Origin of the sequence: Vogesella indigofera, from assembly GCF_003633895.1 — a bacterium.
GTDB lineage: Bacteria > Pseudomonadota > Gammaproteobacteria > Burkholderiales > Chromobacteriaceae > Vogesella > Vogesella indigofera.
Window position 1 is genome coordinate 767585 of record NZ_RBID01000011.1, and the last position, 17106, is coordinate 784690.

Consider the following 17106-nt stretch of genomic DNA (forward strand, 5'->3'; position numbering starts at 1 on the left):
TCATCAGGCCCTAGGGCGCGGGCGTCCAGTTCACCTGCAGCAGGTGCGGCTGGCCGTCATCCTGCAGCAACACCTCGTCGCCGGCCTGCGGCACGCCATCCAGCGTGATGCCCGCCACCGCCGCGCGCTGCACCTCGATCCGGTACGGGGTGTCGTGATAGCGATATGCCAGGGTATAGCCCGGCCACGCCGGCGGCAGGCACGGCGTGATGCGCAGCCGGGCGCCGTGCAGCGTCAGCCCCAGCACCGATTCCAGTATCAGCCGGTACATCCAGCCGGCCGAGCCGGTATACCAGCTCCAGCCACCACGGCCGGTGTGCGGCGCCATCGCGTACACGTCCGCCGCCATCACATACGGTTCCACCTTGTAGCGCTGTACCTCCGCCGCGTTGCGGCTGTGCTGCAGCGGGTTGATCATCGACAGCAGCGCCCACGTCCGCTGCTGATCGCCCTGCGCGGCAAACGCCATCGCCGCCCAGATCGCGCCGTGGGTGTACTGGCCGCCGTTCTCGCGCACGCCCGGCACGTAGCCGCGGATATAGCCCGGATACAGGCTGGAGTGGTCGAACGGCGGATCGAGCAGCTGCACCAGCGCCGCCTCCGGCCGCACCAGCTGGCGGTAGACCTCGTCCATCGCCTGCCGGCCGCGTGCGGCGTCGGCGACGCCGGACAGCACCGCCCAGCTCTGCGAGATGGAGTCGATGCGGCACTCCTCGTTGCTGGCCGAGCCCAGCGGCGTGCCATCGTCAAAGTAGGCGCGGCGATACCAGGCGCCGTCCCAGCCGTGCGTCGCCAGGCTGGCGGCCAGTTGCGCGCGCAGCGCCTCGCACTCGTCGGCAAAGGCGGTGTCGCCCTGCCCGCGCGCCAGCGGCGCAAACTGGCGCAGCACCTCGCACAGGAAAAAGCCGAGCCACACGCTCTCGCCCCGGCCCAGCACCCCGACGCGGTCCATGCCGTCGTTCCAGTCGCCGGAGCCGATCAGCGGCAGGCCGTGCGCCCCCAGGCGCCCGCCGTGGCGGATCGCCAGCACGCAGTGGCGGTACAGGCTGGCCGCCTCCACCCCGCCGCCGGGCAGATCGTAGTAGGAATCCTCTTCCGCCGTCAGCGGCCGCCCTTCCAGGAACAGCACCGATTCGCCCAGCAGCGCCGCATCGCCGGTCACCGTGATATAGCGGCACACCGCCAGCGGCAGCCACAGGTAGTCGTCCGAGCAGCGAGTGCGCACGCCGCGCCCCAGCGGCGGATGCCACCAGTGCTGCACGTCGCCCTCGCGGAACTGGCGGCTGGCGCACAGCAGCAGGTGCGCGCGCACCCGCGCCGGCGCCGCGTACACCAGAGCCATCATGTCCTGCAGCTGGTCACGGAATCCGAAGGCGCCGCCGGACTGGTAGTAGCCGCTGCGCGCCCACACCCGGCACGCCAGCGTCTGGTACAGCAGCCAGCCATTGGCCAGCACGTTCAGCGAGGCATCCGGCGTCTGCACCTGCAGCACGCCCAGCGTCTGCAGCCAGTGGCCGCGCACCGCGTCCAGCGCCAGCCTGGCGGCGTCACTGCCGCGATAGCGCTGCACCAGTGCCGCCGCTTCCTCGCTGTTGCGGCCAACCCCCAGGCGGAAGATCACCTCGCGGCCCTCGTCCGCCTGCAGCGTCAGCTGCAGCTGCATCGCCGCGCACGGGTCCAGCCCGGCGCCGACCTTGCCGGACAGCGTGCTGCGCTGCAGCGCCGCCGGGTGGCGCAGGCAGCCGTTGCGGCCGAGGAATTCGCCACGGTCGGCGGTGAGCTTGCGCGTGCTGTCGTCGACATCGAAAAACGCCACCAGCGCGGCAAACTCGCTGTTGTAGACATTGCGCGCGTACAGCGCCCCGCTTTGCGGCGCGATCTCGGTGGCGACGTGCAGCGCCGACTTGGCGCGCAAATCGCCCAGCACCCACTCCACGTAGCCGGTCACCGACAGCCGCCGCGCACGGCCGGAGACATTGCGCAGCTTCAGCACCGAGAACTTCACCGCCGCGTCGCTGGCGACATACACCCACAGCGCCGATTCGATGCCGTCCGTCACCGTCTCGAACACGCTGTAGCCAAAGCCGTGGCGGATGACGTAGGGCAAGGGCGTGCATGCCGGCAGCGGCGTCGGCGACCAGAAGTGGCCGCTTTCCTCGTCGCGCAGGTAGATCGCCTCGCCGCTGGCGTCGCAGACCGGGTCGTTATGCCACGGCGACAGCCGGTATTCGTGGGCATTGCCGTACCAGGTGTAGCCGGCGCCGCTTTCCGACAGCACGGTGCCGAACTGCTCGTTGGCCAGCACGTTGGCCCACGGCGCCGGCGTGCTCTGCCCGGCGCGCAGCCGGATCACGTACTCGCGGCCATCGGCACTGAAACCGCCGAGGCCGTTGTCCAGCAGCAGCTCGCGCGGCGGCGGCTCCGGGCTGGCCGGCAGCACCGGACGGTAGCGCTGCGCCGGCAGCAACGGCGCCGGCAGCGGCAGCCGCGCCGGAATCTGCTCCAGCTGCTCGGCCAGCGTGCCGCGGCTGTCGCTGAGCACCACCCGCGCCACGGCCTGCAGCAGGATGCGGTCTTCCGCGGAGATATGCTCGGCCGAGCGCACGAATATGCCGCCTGGGCGGTCGATCACGCTGGCCTCGACACCGGCGGCGATCAGCCCGAGGATCTGTTCCTGCAATTGCTGGCGATAGCCGGCGTGGTCTTCGTTCCAGATCACCAGATCCACCGGCAGCCCTTTCAGCCGCCAGTAGCTGTGGGCCTGCACCAGCTGCCGCACCAGCGCAATGTTGGCCGCATCGGCAATCTGCAACAGCACGATGGGCAGATCGCCGGAAATGGCGTAGCCCCACAGCCCGGACTGGCTGCGACGGTTGCTGGCCAGGATCGCCGGGGTGGCGCGCAGCGCGCCATGGGCGTACAGGATGGCGCCGGCCAGCCGCCCGTACAGCTGCGCCTCGGTCTCGCTGGCATTGAGCTGGCGCAGCATCACCTGGTTGTGCGTCCACGCCAGGTCGAACACGCGGTCGGCCAGATGCCGGTCCTGGTATTTGTCGATCAGCGCCTCGGCCGCGCTGCGGCTGTCGGCCATGCCGGTGACCAGGTCGACGGTAACCGCCTGCTGCGGCGCCAGCGTGAGGCGACCGCGGATGGCCACGATCGGGTCCAGCACCGCGCCATCGCTGCCGGACAGCGGCGCGCTGCCGTGCAGCGCCGCCGGCGACACCGTGCTGCGGCCGCGACCGATAAAGCGCAGGCGGTCGGTTTCGTAGGACATTTCCGCCGCCACGCCATGCACCTGCATCAGGTGCAGCAGGTACGGCACCGCCTCGTCCTGCGCGCGCGGCCGGCGCGTGCACAGTATCGCGTGGCGCGCGGCGAGGATCTCGCTCTGCACGAACAGTTTGCTGAACGCCGGATGCAGCGCGTCGGCGACCGGCGGCGCGATCACCACCTCGGCGTAGCTGGTGATGTCCAGCTCGCGCGGCTGTGCCGAGCGGTTGGTGATGCGCAGGCGGCGCAGCTCGATATCGTCTTCCGGCGACACCACGATCTCGGTATAGGTTTCGAAGTGGCCCTCGTTGGCGCCCAGCGTGTCGTGGCGGCGGTATTCGGCGCGGCCTTCGGAAAAGATCGCCTCGAACTGCTCCGGCTGCTTCAGCGTCGGCTGGAAGCCGCCGGACCAGAACACGCCGCTGGCCAGATCGCGGATGTAGCAGAAGCTGCCCCAGTTGTCGCAGGTGGGGTCCTCGTTCCAGCGGCTGACCGCCAGTCCTTTCCAGCGGCTGTAACCGCCGCCGGCCTGGGTCAGCATCACGTGGTAGCGGCCGTTGGACAGCAGCTGCACCGCCGGCGCCGGGGTCTGCGGCGAGGTGAAGCGCCGCGTCGGGGTCTGCGCCGGCTCCGCCACCGCCACCGCGTCGAAACGGCGGACGTGGTGGGCAAACAGCGCCGTCGCCTTCGGCACCCGTTCCTGCAGCAGCAGCAGGCTGGACTGCAGCAGCGGATCGGCGACAAAGCGGCGCTGCATCGGCTGTGCCAGCAGCCAGTGCGCCAGCGCCAGCAGGCTCATGCCCTGGTGGTGGGCCATGAACGAGCGCACCACCGTGCGCGTCTGGCCGCGCAGCTGGCGCAGCGGGGTGTAGTCCACCGCCTCGAAAAAGCCGTCGCGGCCGAGCACGCCTTCTGCGGCCAACCTTTGCAGGTTGCTGCAGGCCGCCGCCGGCGCCACCATCAGCGCCATCACCGCGGCGTACGGTGCGATCACCAGATCGTCGGCCAGGCCGCGCTTCAGCCCCAGCCCGGGCACGCCGAAGGCGTGATACTGGTAGTTGTGCTGCGGGTCGACCGCGTTATAGCCGGATTCGGACACCCCCCATGGCACACCGCGCTGCGCACCGTACTGGATTTGCCGCGCCACGGCGCCCTTGCAGGTCTGGTCCAGCAGGGTGTGTTCGTAGCTGGGCATCACCAGCAGCGGCATCAGGTACTCGAACATCGAGCCGCTCCACGACAGCAGCACCGGCTCGCCGGTACTGCCGGTCAGCAGCCGCCCCAACGCAAACCAGCTGTCCTGTGGCAACTGCCCCTGGGCGATGGCGACGAAGCTGCTCAACCGCGCCTCGGAGGCGAGCAGGTCATAAAAGCCGGCATCGCTGCGCCCGTCGCTGACGTTGTAGCCAATGCTGAGCAGCTTGCGGGTGGGGTCGAACAGGAAGTCGTAGTCCATCTGCGCCAGTTCCCCGGCCAGCTGCGCCAACTGGTTGGCCTGCTGCAGCTGTAGCGCGGCGCGCTGCCGGCCGGTGGCCAGCGCCTGCTGCAGCTCGGCCAGCCAGTTGCGCTGGACCGGGGTGGCCGCGTCCGGCAGGCGGATGTCCTGTTGCGGTGTCGCCAGCTGCTGCAGCGTGCTGGCGGTGGATGGCAGCCCCACCTCGTCCAGCCCGGGTGGCGGTGGCGGCAGCGCCAGCCACGGTGCCAGCCACAGCAGCTGGTCAAGTGCCTGCTGGCATTGCTGCTGCAGCGCCAGCGCCCAGTCGTGCGCCTCGTTGCCGGCGTCGATATCGCTGCCGCTGCCCAGCTCGCGCGCCGCCAGCGCCACCAGCTCGTCGGCCTCCCCCTGCAGGTGTTGCAGCCGCTGCTGCAGGGCACCCAGCGGGGTATTGGCGGTCAGGGGGCTGTCGTCCAGCGTCTGGTACAGCTGGCCGGCCCGTGCCGCACTGGCGCCGCTACCGCTGCCGGCCAGCAGCAGCAAGGTGTCGCCGAGGCCGTCCAGCAGCCGCGGCGACAGCAGCGGCGCATCTGCCAGCGCCAGTAGTCCAGCGCGCAGTACCAGCAGATGCGCGGCCAGATTGCCGCTGTCGACACTGGACACGTACAAGGGCGGCAAGGGCTGCAGCGTCTGCGTGTCGTACCAGTTGTAAAAGTGGCCGCGATGGCGCGCCAGCTGCAGCATGCTGCGCAGGGTGTTGTCGCTGCGCTCCAGCAGCACGCTGCTGGGGATGTAGCCGAAGTCATGCGCCGCCAGGTTGGCCAGCAGCGCCAGGCCGATATTGGTCGGCGAGGTGCGGTGCGCGATGGCGTCGGCCCGCGACGCCTGCACATTGTCCGGCGGCAGCCAGTGATCGGCGGCGGTGACATAGCGCGCAAAAAACGCCCAGGTCCGCCGCGACAGCTGGCGCAGGAAGCGGGTCTGCTCGGCCGTCAGCTGCGGCGGCTGCGTCGACAGCGGCCGGCTCAGCCACCACGCCAGCAGCGGTGCGGCCAACCATAGCAGCAGCAAGGGCAGCGCCACCGGCAGCACCGCCGGGTTCAGCCGCAGCAACAGCGCCGCCACCAGCAGCGCGCTGCCCGGCGCCTGCCACATGCTGCGATAGCTGGCCGCCAGGCTGCTGCGGTCGCGCGTCGCCAGCAGGCGCTCGACCTCGCTGGACGGGTTCCATTCCAGCAACCGCCGCCGCGACACCAGTACCCGCCACAGCGTGCGCGTGGCGGCACCCAGACTGTAGGCGGCCTCGAACGGCAGGCAGGCCAGCTCGAACGCCACCTGCTGCATGTGGCGCAGCGCGACGCGCACCACCGCCTGCAGATGCTGGCGCAGCAGCACATCCTGCGGTTTGCGGAACAGGTCCAGGATCGCGGCGCTGAGCGAGGTCACCAGCATCACGCCGATCACCGACAGCGTCCACAGCCCGGCCGCCGGCAGCAGCAGCCAGCCGAACAGCAGCAGCAACATCAGCCCGCCCGGGGTCAGGCTGCGGCGCAGGTTGTCCAGCAGCTTCCACTGCGACAGCACCGACAGCGGGTTGGCCTGGCAGGGCCGCCCCTTGCCGCTGCAGCTCGCCTGCGTCGCGTCCGGCACCTTGCGCCGCAACCACGACACCAGCTGCCAGTCGCCGCGGATCCAGCGGTAGCGGCGGCTGACATCGGCGCTGTAGCGCGCCGGGTAGTCCTCGTACAGCTGCACATCGCTGAGCAGGCCGGCGCGCAGGTAGCAGCCTTCCAGCAGGTCGTGGCTCAGCACCCGGTTTTCCGGAAAGCGGCCGTCCAGCGCCAGCGCGAACATGTCCACGTCGTAGATGCCCTTGCCGATGAAGGAGCCTTCGCCGAACACGTCCTGGTACACATCCGACACCGCGCGGGTGTAGGGGTCGATGCCGGTATCGCCGCCGTACAGCCGCGCATAGCGCGAGCGGTTGGTGCTGGGCAGGCTCACCGCCACCCGCGGCTGCAGGATGCCGTAGCCGGCCACCACGCAGCGCTTGCGCGCGTCGTAGTGCGGCTGGTTGAGCGGGTGCGCCATCGCCGCGACAAACTGCTGCGCCGCGTCGCGCGGCAGCTGGGTATCGGTGTCCAGCGTGATCACATACTTGACGCTGTTCAGCACCTGGCGCGTGCCTTCCACCAGCGCAAAGCCGCTGTCGGCCACCGACGCCGCACTGCTGCGCAGCAGGGTGTTCAGGTCTGCCAGCTTGCCGCGCTTGCGCTCGTAGCCCATCCACACCCCGGCCTCGGCATTCCAGCGCCGCGGGCGGTGAAACAGGAAGAACAGATCGCCCGCCTCGCCCTCACCCTCGCCCTCACCCTCGGTCGCGGTGGCGGTGGCGTAGCGGTGGTTGAGGGCGACGATGCCGGCCTGCACCCGGGCGATCAGCGCGGCATCGCCAGGCAGCACTTCCGATGCGGCATCGCACAGATCGGTGAGCAGGCCAAAGTGCAGATGCGCGCTGCGGTTGGCAAGAAAGCGCACCTCCAGCCCTTCCAGCAGGCTGTCGACGCCGGCGTCGTTGCTGAGCATGGTCGGGATCACCACCAGCGTGCGCGCCGTCGGTGGCAGGCCGTGGCTGAAATCCATGCGCGGCAGCAGGTGCGGCGTCACCGTCAGCGTCGCCAGCCAGTTCATCAGCGTGACCGCCAGCTGGCTGGTGGACAGGGTCGCCAGCAGCGCCAGCAACAGCAGCGGCCACAGGCCGAGGCCGCTGGCCCGGGCCTGCCACAGCAGCAGGCCGCTGAACAGCGCGGTCAGCAGCGCGATGCCGCCCAGAAACAGCGGCAGCGCGTGGCGAAAGCCGGCGTGGCACACTGCGGCCAACAGGGAAAAGCGCACCGCGGCCGCCCGTTCCAGCTGCGGCAGCCCGTTGCCGATCAAGTAATAGCCGACATGACTGCTCGGCTCGCTCAGCCGCCGCCCCAGATCCTCGACCGCGACGCCGCGCGCCAGCGTCACCACCAGTTGCGCCACCGCCACTTCGCTCAGCGCACTGCGTTTGGCGATGGCCTCGACCGCGTGGCGATAGCGGTCGCGGGTGGCAAAATCCATCTGCCCGTACACGCCATACGGGTCCTGCTGCAGCACCTGCTCCACCGCGCTCATGCTCTCGACAAAGTCGCGCCAGTTCAGCGCCCCCAGCGCGCGCAGGCTGCCGATGCTGTTGCTGATCGTCACCTGGTCGGCCGCCTGCTGCTGGTTTTCCGACTGCACCAGCTGCTCGATGGTGAAGCCGGATTCACTCAGTCGCTGCGCGATCCAGGTCAGCGGCAGCGCCAGCGCCGGGCCGCGCCCCTGCAGCCGGCGCGCCAGTTCGGCGACAAAGGTGCTGATCATCGGCGGATTGGAACGCGCCATGTCGGCGACCACCAGGATCAGGCTTTTCGGGTCTTTCTCCGCCGCCTCGCGCATCTGGTCGGCCCAGGAATCGGCCAGATTGCGCGCCGACCAGCCGGCGGCAATGCGCACCGCGACACGGCGCAGGTTCTCGATTACCGCCAGGCGCAGCATGATCGGGATCGCCCACAGCTCGCCCAGCTGCAGCGGCGTCACGCCCTGGTAGGCGGCGACAAAGCGGCGCAGGCTGTCGCCATCGACGCGGCTGTCGCTGTGGGTGACGATTTCCAGCGCGATGTCGTAGACGCGGGGATGGCAGCTGGCGGAGGCGTTGCCGGAGGCCAGGCACGGCAGCTCGCGGCTATAGCCTTTGGGCAGATGGCGGCGCGCGGTGCGGATCTGTTCTTCGATCAGGTAGAAGTTGTCGAGCAGCCATTCCGCCGCCGGCGAGATGCGATGCCGCGCCGAGACGGTAATGGTCAGCAGCTTGCAGACTTCGAGCAGGGTTTCCTCGTTGGCGGCCAACCTTGCCAGCAGCGGATCCGGCGTGCGCACGGCGGCCAGCTGGTGCGTTGCCGCCAGCTGCCGGCCATACTGCGCCATCTGCTCGGCACTGAACAGCTCGGCGCGCAGCGGCGCCTCGTCCTCCAGCGGGAAATCCGGCATGCCATGGCGCTGCAGCGTCCAGCGCCAGCCGGCCAGCGGCGTCAGCAGCCGGCGCCAGGCAGCAAGATCAGGCAACCATTGTCGGAACGAAGTGCACATGAGAAATACCTGCCGGCCCTCGGCAAGCGGCACCGGGACAGGCGAAAGACAGCAGTAGCGGTCTGGCGGCGGGCAGCACCGTGTCGCGCCCCCACTCCAGAACCATAGCAGCGCGCGCCGGGATCGGTGCCGGCAGTCGCGGCATGACCGCGAAAAATCCGCGGCCGCCCGGCCCCATCGCGCCGCAAGCGTGCCGCCAGTATGCGCAAGCCCGCCGCCGCGCTCCGTTCCGCAGCACACATAGGCAAAATGGCTAGACTGGCGCGGGCTGATCCGCCGGGGTGACGGCAATGGCAAGGCGGCTTGCCGCAGCGGCGACGCGGGCCGCAAACGTTGGCCGCAAGCACCGACGCCACCTCGGAATCAAACATTTGTTTCAGCGCCTGTGCCACGCGCCGCCAAACTGACTATCATGAACACCCCCACCGCAAGGAGCGACCATGATCACGCTGCACCACCTGGAAAACTCGCGCTCGCAGCGCATCCTGTGGCTACTGGAAGAGCTGCAGCTGCCGTACCAGATCAAGCGCTACCAGCGCAACGCCAGCACCCTGCTGGCGCCGCCGGAGCTGAAAGCGGTGCACCCGCTGGGCAAGTCGCCGGTGATCAGCGATGGCGACATCACCGTCGCCGAATCCGGCGCCATCATCGAATACCTGCTGGCGCGTTACAGCAACGGCCAGCTGCAGCCGCCCGCCGACAGCGAGGCGGCACGGCAATATCGCTACTGGCTGCACTACGCCGAAGGCTCGGCGATGCCGCCGCTGCTGATGCACCTGGTGTTCAGCCGCCTGTCGCTGCCGCCGATGCCGTGGCTGCTGCGGCCGCTCGCCGGCGCCATAGCCAAGGGGGTGCAGAAAAGCTACCTCGGGCCGCAGATCCGCCAGCACGTGGCGTTCATGGAAGCGGCGCTGGCCGAGAGCGGCTGGTTCGCCGGCGACACCTTCAGCGCCGCCGACATCCAGATGAGCTTCCCGCTGGAGGCAGCGCAAGCGCGCGGCTTTATCGATGCGCGGCAACCCCGGCTGCTGGCCTGGCTGCAGGCGATCCACGCCCGCCCGGCCTACCAGCGCGCGCTGGCACAAGGCGGGCCGTACAGCCTGCTGCGCTAGCACGGCGGAACGGCCAGTGCCGGCCTGCGGACCAGCCAGCCCGATCATCCTACGGCCGCCGGTAGCATTGGCAGGCGCGGCGCCGAACTGCCGCCACCATGAAAAAAGGCTGCCCGATGGGCAGCCTTTTTGGTGGCAACGCGCGGCAATCAGTCGCGGAAGTTGTTGAATTGCAGCGGGAAATCGGTCACTTCCTTGCGCAGCAGTGCCATCACCGCCTGCAGGTCGTCGCGCTTGGCGCCGGTCACGCGCACCGCTTCGCCCTGGATGCTGGCCTGCACCTTGAGCTTGGCATCCTTGATCAGCTTGACGATCTTCTTCGCCAGCTCGGTCTCGATGCCTTCCTTGACGGTCACGGTCTGGGTGGCCTTGTTGCCGCCGACCTGCTTCACGTCGCCGTACTCCAGGCAGCGCACGTCGATGCCGCGCTTGGCCAGCTTGCCCAGCAGGATGTCCATGATCTGCTGGATCTGGAATTCGGCGTCACCGTGCAGGGTAATCACTTTTTCCTTCAGCTCCAGGCTGGCGCTGGTGCCCTTGAAATCGTAGCGGGTCGCCACTTCCTTGCTGGTCTGGTCGACCGCGTTGCGAACTTCAACGGTATCCACTTCGGAAACGGTATCAAATGACGGCATCACATCTTCCTTATCAAAATTGCCGCTTATTCTAGCGCCGCGCCCGGCAATTGTCAGCGCAGCAACGCCAGCAGCCGCTCGCCCTGGTACAGGCTGCAGCCCAGCAGCGCGCCATTGCCCAGCACCGTCGCCCAGAACCAGCGGCGGAAGGCCGGCTTGGTCGACTTGTGGCGGAACCAGTATTGCGCCAGCATCGCGCCCGGCCAGCCGCCGAGCAGCGCCAGCCAGTGCAGCGTGCGCTCCGGCGTGCGCCAGCGGTTGCGCAGCGCCGCCGCCTTGTCGCGGTGGTAGACCAGCACCGTCAGCACGCTGATCACCGCGTACAGCATCAGCACGTCGCGCGGCAGCAGGCCGCGCACGTACAGCGCGCACAGCACGATCACGAACAGCACCGCCAGCCACGGCCGCGGTGTGTTGTCCGGCAGCGCCCGCGCCGTCACCGCCTGCTGCGGCACACCGGCGAACGCGGCCCAGCTGGCGCGCGGCTTGCCCTTGTCGTCCCGCGCGCGCAGGAAATACACCGCGTCCCCCACCGCCGGCCGTCGCGGCGTGGCGGCAAAGGCGCTGACGTGCACAAACAGCGCCGTGCCCTGCTCCGGCTGGATGAAGCCGAAACCGCGCTCGTCCTGCCAGCGGCTGATGACGCCCTTTTCCTGTCGCGCGCCGCCGCTCATTTCATCACCAGGAATTCAACCAGGATGTTCTTGAACACGAAGCCCATCACGCCAAAGCCCAGCACCACGAACAGCGCGATCATGCCGGTCTTGCCGGCGCCGGATTTCTTGCCCAGATCCCAGATGATGAAGCCCATGAAAATGATCAGGCCGGTGAGCAGGATGCCCATCGACCAGTTGGTGAATTCTTCTTCGCTCATTGGTTAAGATTCCTTGTAAATTTACTTAATTCGTTAGTGCTTAATTTTACAAGGGAATTTCTTAGTAAACAATTTCATAGCTTTTCCGCTTCCGCGTTAGGCCCAGGGCCTGCCGTTTTGCGCCCGAAGGCACCCTGTGCGACCTTTCCCTCGGCGATGGCTTTCTGCAACGCCAGTTCTGCCCGCAAGGATTCATTCACTGATGCAAGCCGGGTGATCTCCGTCAGTTGGCTCTCCACCAATTCCCGCAGCTGGCGATTCCTCTCCCTTTCCTTGCTCAGTAGGTCGGCCTTCTCGTTGCGCTGCTGACGCACCGTCTTCCCTATGACCGCCCGCACCTGCTCGGCGAAGTCGGGATAGCGGTTGTTGAGCAGCGCCGGGGACACCTGCGCCTCTTCTGCCACTGCTCGCAACGTGACCTTCTTCCCCTCCTCCTGCAGGCGAAGAAGGGCCAACTTAAGCTCTCTTAACGTGCGCTCTCGATCCCGCCTGCGGGGTGCATTGCCGTCACTATTGGCAACAGTCTTAGCCGGTTGTGCTTTGGGCATCCTCATCTCCTTGCTCGGGATCGATACCGAGGTCTGTCAGAATCTTGGCGGCCTTAGCCAGATCCTCATTTACCCGTTTCATCGCACCTGGGCCCAATGCCTCGGCATCTGTCAGGAGCTCCTTATGGTGGCGGTAGGCTTCCTGCCAGACCGGCACGAAGCGAGAGTCGATCAGGCCATTGTGGCAGGTGCTGCACGACCCCTTGGCATAAATTCCAGACCCACCGCAGCCTTCGTCCTGCGCCAGGCACCACGAATGCCCTGTGGAATGCATATTGACTCGGCGCGAGGTCTCAGCAATCAATTCCGTGCGATTCTTAAAGTCGTGCGCACGCAATTCCATAATCTTGCGCCCGGCCCCGCCGGCGAGCGGTTCGTCCTTCTCTAGCCACTGCGCCACCACCTTGGTCTTGTACTGCATCAGCTCGGTCAGGATGTCGTCGTAGAGCGCAGGATCCTGCCGTGGGTTAGCGCCGTAGAGTTGGGACATGTCGATGCTAGAGTGCTTGAACTGCTCCTTGAGGAACAGCAGGTCACCCAGCCGGTGGCGCACAAAGGTGTAGGCGTAAAGCCGACGCATCTGGTGGGGGGTAAGCACCCAACCGGTACCAGCGGCGCGGGCGAACTGCTTCAGGTTACGCCCCCAGGCAGTAGCTGAGATTGGCACAATCCCGCTCTTCCCGCTGCCGAGGAACAGGCGGTTGCGGTTGCTGCGCGCGGTGGCGAGCCATTGCAACTCCTTGGCCGTGCGCTCGCCCGATCGCCTCTCTAACGTAGCGATCTGCTCGGCCACCCGGTTGCTTGCTGCTGCCCTGGTTGGCTACGAATACCTTGCTGCCGTCTGGAGTGGCGTACATCTGGATCGGGTTGCGGCCAACCTTGACCTTGCCAGTCAGCTTGCGGCTGGCGGTGTCGATCAGGCCGAGGGCGTTTTCGGCGCTGAGCGACACATAGGCCTGCTTGCCATTGGCGGCGAACCCCACCTGCACTGGCGCATTGCCCACGGCGATGCGCCCGGTTTCCTGCAGGCTGGTCACGTCGATCACCGATACGCTGTCACTCTTCACGTTGGCCACGTACAGGCTGCTGCCGTCCGGGCTCAGGCGCAGGCCGTGCGGATAGCTACCGGTCTTGATGGTGGCGATCTGCCGCCGGCTTGCCAGCTCGTAGACCTGCACCGCGTTGTTATCGGCATCGGTGACAAAGGCCAGTTTGCTGTCACGATCGGTGACGACATGGCCCGGATGCCCGGCCACCGGCAGCACCATGCTCGGCTTGCCGGCCAGCGGCAGCTCGAACACCTGCAGCTCGCCGCCGCCCTGGCCACTGCCATGGTGGCCAGCATGGATGTTCATGCCCACCGCCAGCAGGCGCTTGCCGTCGGTACTGACCTGTACATTGTGCGGGGAAATCTCCAGCGGGATGGTGGTGACACTACCGTCTGCCAGCGTGATCTGACTGATGGAGTTGCCACGCTCGTTTGCCGTAAACACGGTGCCGGATGGCGCCGCCAGTGCGGAGGTGGCGGCCAGCGAAAAGGCGAGCAGCAGTGATGCGGGAATAAGCTTGCGCATGAGGGGTTCCTTTAATGATGGGGTATCTGCCCCTTGGCGGGGATGAAGGCGGGGGTGTGTTGTCGGTAGGATTGATAGCGCTCGCCAAACTGCGCCAGCATGTCGGCCTCTTCGTGCCGCGCAAGGCGAGAGTAGATCCAGACCAGAATCGGGAACATCAGCAAGGTCACCAAGGTTGGCCACTGCAGCAGGAAACCGAACATGATGATGACGAAGCCGACGTATTGCGGATGGCGAATGCGGGCGTAGGGGCCCGCCGTCGCCAGCTCATGCCGGCGCTGGGCGTGATACAGCACACGCCAGGCGGCGGCCAACAGCCAGAAGCCGGCAAAAATCAGCACGGTGCTGAGCAGGTGGAATGGCCCCCAGTGCGGGTTGCCACGCCAACCGAACATCACCTCCAGCAGGTGACCATTGTCGTGCGACATGAAATCGACACCGGGATAATGGCTGCCCAGCCAGCCGGACAGCAGGTAGATGGTCAGCGGGAAGCCGTACATCTCGGTAAACAGCGCCACGATAAAGGCGGAAAACACGCCCAGCGAGCGCCAGTCCCGTGCCGACTTGGGTTTGGTGAAGCTGAAGGCAAAGATGATGAAGACCAGCGAGTTGATCAGCACCAGCCCCCATAATCCGTAGGCCTGCATGTGCTCGTTCATGGCTGTTCTCCATCCTTGTCTTGATGATGGTGACGTGGCGCCCCGCCATGGTGGTGACCGTGGCCGTGATGCATGAACAGGTGCATCAGCGGGCAGGCCAGCAGCAACAGATACGGCAGCGCGCCCAATACATGCGCCCGGTGCTCGGTGAACAGCAAGAAACCGGCCACCAGTACAAAGCCGATGAAGACCCAGTGGCTGCGCTTGCTGTGCGGATCATGGTGTTCAGGCATGTCAGACTCCTTTGCCATGCGGGCTGTCATGCTCATCCGGTTTGTTGGCGGCGACTGCCGCATCAATCTCGGATTCCGCCTGCCGTGTCAGCCGGTAGCTCAGCCAGATCACGCCCCACGGGCATGCGGCCAACAGTAGTGCCAGCAACAGCGTGGCAAGCGATAAGCCGAAACGCAGCAGCACGAACGCCATGATGGCGAGCGCCAGCAGCGCGCAGAGTTGATAGGCTCGCGCCTTCATGATGTCGCTCCTTCGCCCTGGGTACTGATCGGCACCCGCTTGAGCAACGCCGAGTTGACGATGACCGACAGCGAGCTCAACGCCATGGCGGCGCCGGCCACCATCGGGTTCATGAAACCCAGGGCCGCGATGGGGATGCCGATGCTGTTGTAGATGAAGGCCCAGAACAGGTTCTGCTTGATCTTGCGCATGGTGGCGCGGGACAGGCGGATGGCGTTTCCCACGTCGCGGACATCGTTGCGGATCAGGATGATGCCGCCGGTTTCCTTGGCCACGTCCGAGCCGGAGCCGATGGCAATGCCGATGTCGGCAGTCGCCAGCGCCGGGGCATCGTTGACGCCATCGCCCACCATCGCCACCACTTCGCCTTCCCGCTGCAGCTGCTGGATAACCTTGACCTTGTCCTCCGGCAGCACTTCGGCAATTACCCGCTCGATACCCAGCTGCCGGGCGATGGCGTCGGCTGTGCGCTGGTTGTCGCCGCTGAGCATGACCACCTTGATGTGCTGCTGCTTGAGCAGGGCAATGGCTTCGCTGGCCTCGGGCTTGAGGGTATCGGCCACGGCGATGATGCCGACCAGCTTGTCGCCATAGCCCACCAGCATCGCCGTCTTGCCGTTCTGCTCCAGATGCCGCATGGCGTCATCCGCTGCGCCGGTGGCGATGCCCTGCTGCGCCAGTAGCCGCCGGTTGCCCAGCCACACCGGCAAGCCGTTGACCTGGCCGCGAATGCCCAGCCCGGCTAGACCGCTGATGGCGCTGGCCTGCGGCAAAGTCAGCTGCCGATGGTTGGCCGCACGCACGATGGCCTCACCCAGCGGGTGCTCCGAGCCGGACTCCACCGCCGCCGCCAGACTCAGCACTTCCAGCCCGGAGTGCACGTCGAACGGCACGATGTCGGTCACCGTCGGTTCGCCGCGCGTGAGGGTGCCGGTCTTGTCGAAGACCACGCAGCTGAGTTTTTCCGCGCGCTCCAGTACCTCGCCGCCGCGAATCAGCATGCCGCCGTCCGCCCCTTTGCCAACGCCCACCATCAGCGCCGCCGGGGTAGCGATGCCCAGCGCACACGGGCAGGAGATGATCAGCACCGCGATGAAAGCCAACAATCCCTGCGGGAAGTCGCCGGCCAGCCACCAGCCGACAAAGGCCAGCACCGCCAGGCTGACCACGGCGGGTACGAAGTAGCGGGTCACCTCGTCCGCCAGGCGCTGGATGTGGGCGGTGCTGGTCTGCGCTTCTTCCACCAGGCGGATGATCTGCGCCAGCGCGGTATCCGCCCCGATGCGAGTGGCACGAAAGCTGAACACGCCAGCACGATTGAGGGTGCCGCCAATCACGGTCTTGCCGACTTGTTTCTCCACTGGCATCGACTCGCCAGTCAGCATCGACTCATCCACCGTAGATTGACCGGTCATGACTTCGCCGTCGGTAGCGATCTTCTCGCCGGGCTTCACCACCACGGTTTCCCCGACCATGATGCTGCCAGCCGGAATCTCCACCTCCTGGCCATCGCGCAGCACGTGGGCGGTGGCAGGCTTGAGATCCAGCAGTCGGCGCACGGCGGCAGAGGACTTCTTCTTGATGATTTCTTCCATGTAACGCCCAAGCAGCACGAAGGCGATGATCACGGCGGAGACTTCAAAGTACACGTCGCGCTCGGCCACCTTCACCGGCAACACGTCCGGGAAGAACATCACAATCACGCTGTAGAAGTAGGCCACCGAGGTACCCAGCGCGATCAGGAAATCCATGTTGATATTGCCGGTACGCAGCGCGTTCCAAGCGCCGCGGTAAAAGCTCCAGCCGCCGATGAACTGCACCGGGGTCACCAGCAGGAACAACCACATTCCCCAGGTGAACCATGGCAGATTGGGAATGGGCGCCCAGCTCAGCAGCGTGGCACCAGTCGCCAGCCCGAGGAAGGCGCCGGCGCGCAGCACGGCCAGCGCCAGCACCCCGGTCATGGCGATGGCGACGCGGGTCTTCATCGACTTGAGTTCGTTCTCCGGCGACTCGAAGGTGCGCAGGCAGGTCTCGCTGCAGAAGTAATAGCTGCGCCCGCCGCGTTCGCTTTTCAGCGCGGTGGCCTTGTTGACGACCATGCCGCAGATCGGGTCTTTAGCCTTGTCGCCGGGCGCAGCGGCATCTGTCATTGCCGCATGCGTGTGCTGGTGATGATGCTCATGTGGCACCGCAGCCATCTTTGCCTCATCCGCCGGCGCATAGCGCTGTGGGTCAGCAATAAATGCCTGCTGACAGTGCGTGGAGCAGAACCAGTAGTCCTGCCCGGCGTAGCGATAGTTGGCCGCAGCGGTGCCGCTCTCCACCGTCATGCCACATACCGGGTCTTTGACGTTAGCCATG

At 66.8% G+C, this 17106-nt stretch carries 12 protein-coding genes; 1 reads left to right on the forward strand and 11 read right to left on the reverse strand.

Annotated features, from left to right (window positions below):
- Window positions 1-10: 10 nt before the first annotated feature.
- Complete coding sequence (locus C8E02_RS06015; protein WP_245961076.1) at window positions 11-8866, reverse strand: glycoside hydrolase family 94 protein; 8856 nt, start codon at window positions 8864-8866, stop codon at window positions 11-13.
- Window positions 8867-9306: 440 nt separating this feature from the next.
- Between C8E02_RS06015 and C8E02_RS06020 the strand changes: the two genes are divergently transcribed.
- On the forward strand, window positions 9307-9978 hold the full coding sequence (locus tag C8E02_RS06020) for a glutathione S-transferase family protein (RefSeq protein ID WP_120810037.1): 672 nt from the start codon (window positions 9307-9309) through the stop codon (window positions 9976-9978).
- A gap of 149 nt (window positions 9979-10127) precedes the next feature.
- On the opposite strand, the gene C8E02_RS06025 is transcribed toward C8E02_RS06020, so the two are convergent.
- The 10 genes from C8E02_RS06025 to C8E02_RS06070 form a co-directional block, all read right to left on the reverse strand.
- Window positions 10128-10613: a YajQ family cyclic di-GMP-binding protein gene (locus C8E02_RS06025; protein WP_047967524.1), complete on the reverse strand. Its 486-nt coding sequence runs from the start codon at window positions 10611-10613 to the stop codon at window positions 10128-10130.
- A gap of 53 nt (window positions 10614-10666) precedes the next feature.
- Complete coding sequence (locus C8E02_RS06030) at window positions 10667-11287, reverse strand: DUF1294 domain-containing protein (RefSeq protein ID WP_120810038.1); 621 nt, start codon at window positions 11285-11287, stop codon at window positions 10667-10669.
- Window positions 11284-11487, reverse strand: coding sequence for a DUF2788 domain-containing protein (locus C8E02_RS06035; protein WP_120810039.1), 204 nt, complete (start codon window positions 11485-11487; stop codon window positions 11284-11286). Before C8E02_RS06035 ends, C8E02_RS06030 begins: the two co-directional genes overlap by 4 nt.
- 74 nt (window positions 11488-11561) lie before the next feature.
- Window positions 11562-12035: a TetR family transcriptional regulator gene (locus tag C8E02_RS06040; protein ID WP_147424458.1), complete on the reverse strand. Its 474-nt coding sequence runs from the start codon at window positions 12033-12035 to the stop codon at window positions 11562-11564.
- Entirely contained in the window at window positions 12013-12771 is a 759-nt protein-coding gene (locus C8E02_RS06045; protein ID WP_147424459.1) for a site-specific integrase, read from the reverse strand. The genes C8E02_RS06040 and C8E02_RS06045 overlap by 23 nt, the downstream gene beginning before the upstream one ends.
- Window positions 12671-13609: a YncE family protein gene (locus C8E02_RS06050; protein WP_120810042.1), complete on the reverse strand. Its 939-nt coding sequence runs from the start codon at window positions 13607-13609 to the stop codon at window positions 12671-12673. Before C8E02_RS06050 ends, C8E02_RS06045 begins: the two co-directional genes overlap by 101 nt.
- An 11-nt stretch (window positions 13610-13620) precedes the next feature.
- Window positions 13621-14268, reverse strand: a complete 648-nt coding sequence (locus C8E02_RS06055) for a methyltransferase family protein (RefSeq protein WP_120810043.1) — start codon at window positions 14266-14268, stop codon at window positions 13621-13623.
- Window positions 14265-14501 carry a DUF2933 domain-containing protein gene (locus C8E02_RS06060; protein WP_120810044.1) on the reverse strand — a complete coding sequence of 79 codons (237 nt, stop codon included), beginning with the start codon at window positions 14499-14501 and terminating at the stop codon, window positions 14265-14267. The genes C8E02_RS06055 and C8E02_RS06060 overlap by 4 nt, the downstream gene beginning before the upstream one ends.
- 1 nt (window position 14502) lies before the next feature.
- Window positions 14503-14742: a hypothetical protein gene (locus C8E02_RS06065; RefSeq protein WP_120810045.1), complete on the reverse strand. Its 240-nt coding sequence runs from the start codon at window positions 14740-14742 to the stop codon at window positions 14503-14505.
- A complete protein-coding gene (locus C8E02_RS06070) occupies window positions 14739-17105 on the reverse strand; it encodes a heavy metal translocating P-type ATPase (RefSeq protein WP_120810046.1) in 2367 nt (788 codons plus the stop codon). The genes C8E02_RS06065 and C8E02_RS06070 overlap by 4 nt, the downstream gene beginning before the upstream one ends.
- Window position 17106: the final 1 nt, after the last annotated feature.

Excerpts from the sequence above, each read along its gene's own strand:
- C8E02_RS06015 (WP_245961076.1), bottom strand. The coding sequence starts at position 8,866 with ATGTGCACTTCGTTCCGACAATGGTTGCCTGATCTTGCTGCCTGGCGC.
- C8E02_RS06020 (WP_120810037.1), top strand. The coding sequence starts at position 9,307 with ATGATCACGCTGCACCACCTGGAAAACTCGCGCTCGCAGCGCATCCTG.
- C8E02_RS06025 (WP_047967524.1), bottom strand. The coding sequence starts at position 10,613 with ATGCCGTCATTTGATACCGTTTCCGAAGTGGATACCGTTGAAGTTCGC.
- C8E02_RS06030 (WP_120810038.1), bottom strand. The coding sequence starts at position 11,287 with ATGAGCGGCGGCGCGCGACAGGAAAAGGGCGTCATCAGCCGCTGGCAG.
- C8E02_RS06035 (WP_120810039.1), bottom strand. The coding sequence starts at position 11,487 with ATGAGCGAAGAAGAATTCACCAACTGGTCGATGGGCATCCTGCTCACC.
- C8E02_RS06040 (WP_147424458.1), bottom strand. The coding sequence starts at position 12,035 with ATGCCCAAAGCACAACCGGCTAAGACTGTTGCCAATAGTGACGGCAAT.
- C8E02_RS06050 (WP_120810042.1), bottom strand. The coding sequence starts at position 13,609 with ATGCGCAAGCTTATTCCCGCATCACTGCTGCTCGCCTTTTCGCTGGCC.
- C8E02_RS06055 (WP_120810043.1), bottom strand. The coding sequence starts at position 14,268 with ATGAACGAGCACATGCAGGCCTACGGATTATGGGGGCTGGTGCTGATC.
- C8E02_RS06060 (WP_120810044.1), bottom strand. The coding sequence starts at position 14,501 with ATGCCTGAACACCATGATCCGCACAGCAAGCGCAGCCACTGGGTCTTC.
- C8E02_RS06065 (WP_120810045.1), bottom strand. The coding sequence starts at position 14,742 with ATGAAGGCGCGAGCCTATCAACTCTGCGCGCTGCTGGCGCTCGCCATC.
- C8E02_RS06070 (WP_120810046.1), bottom strand. The coding sequence starts at position 17,105 with ATGGCTAACGTCAAAGACCCGGTATGTGGCATGACGGTGGAGAGCGGC.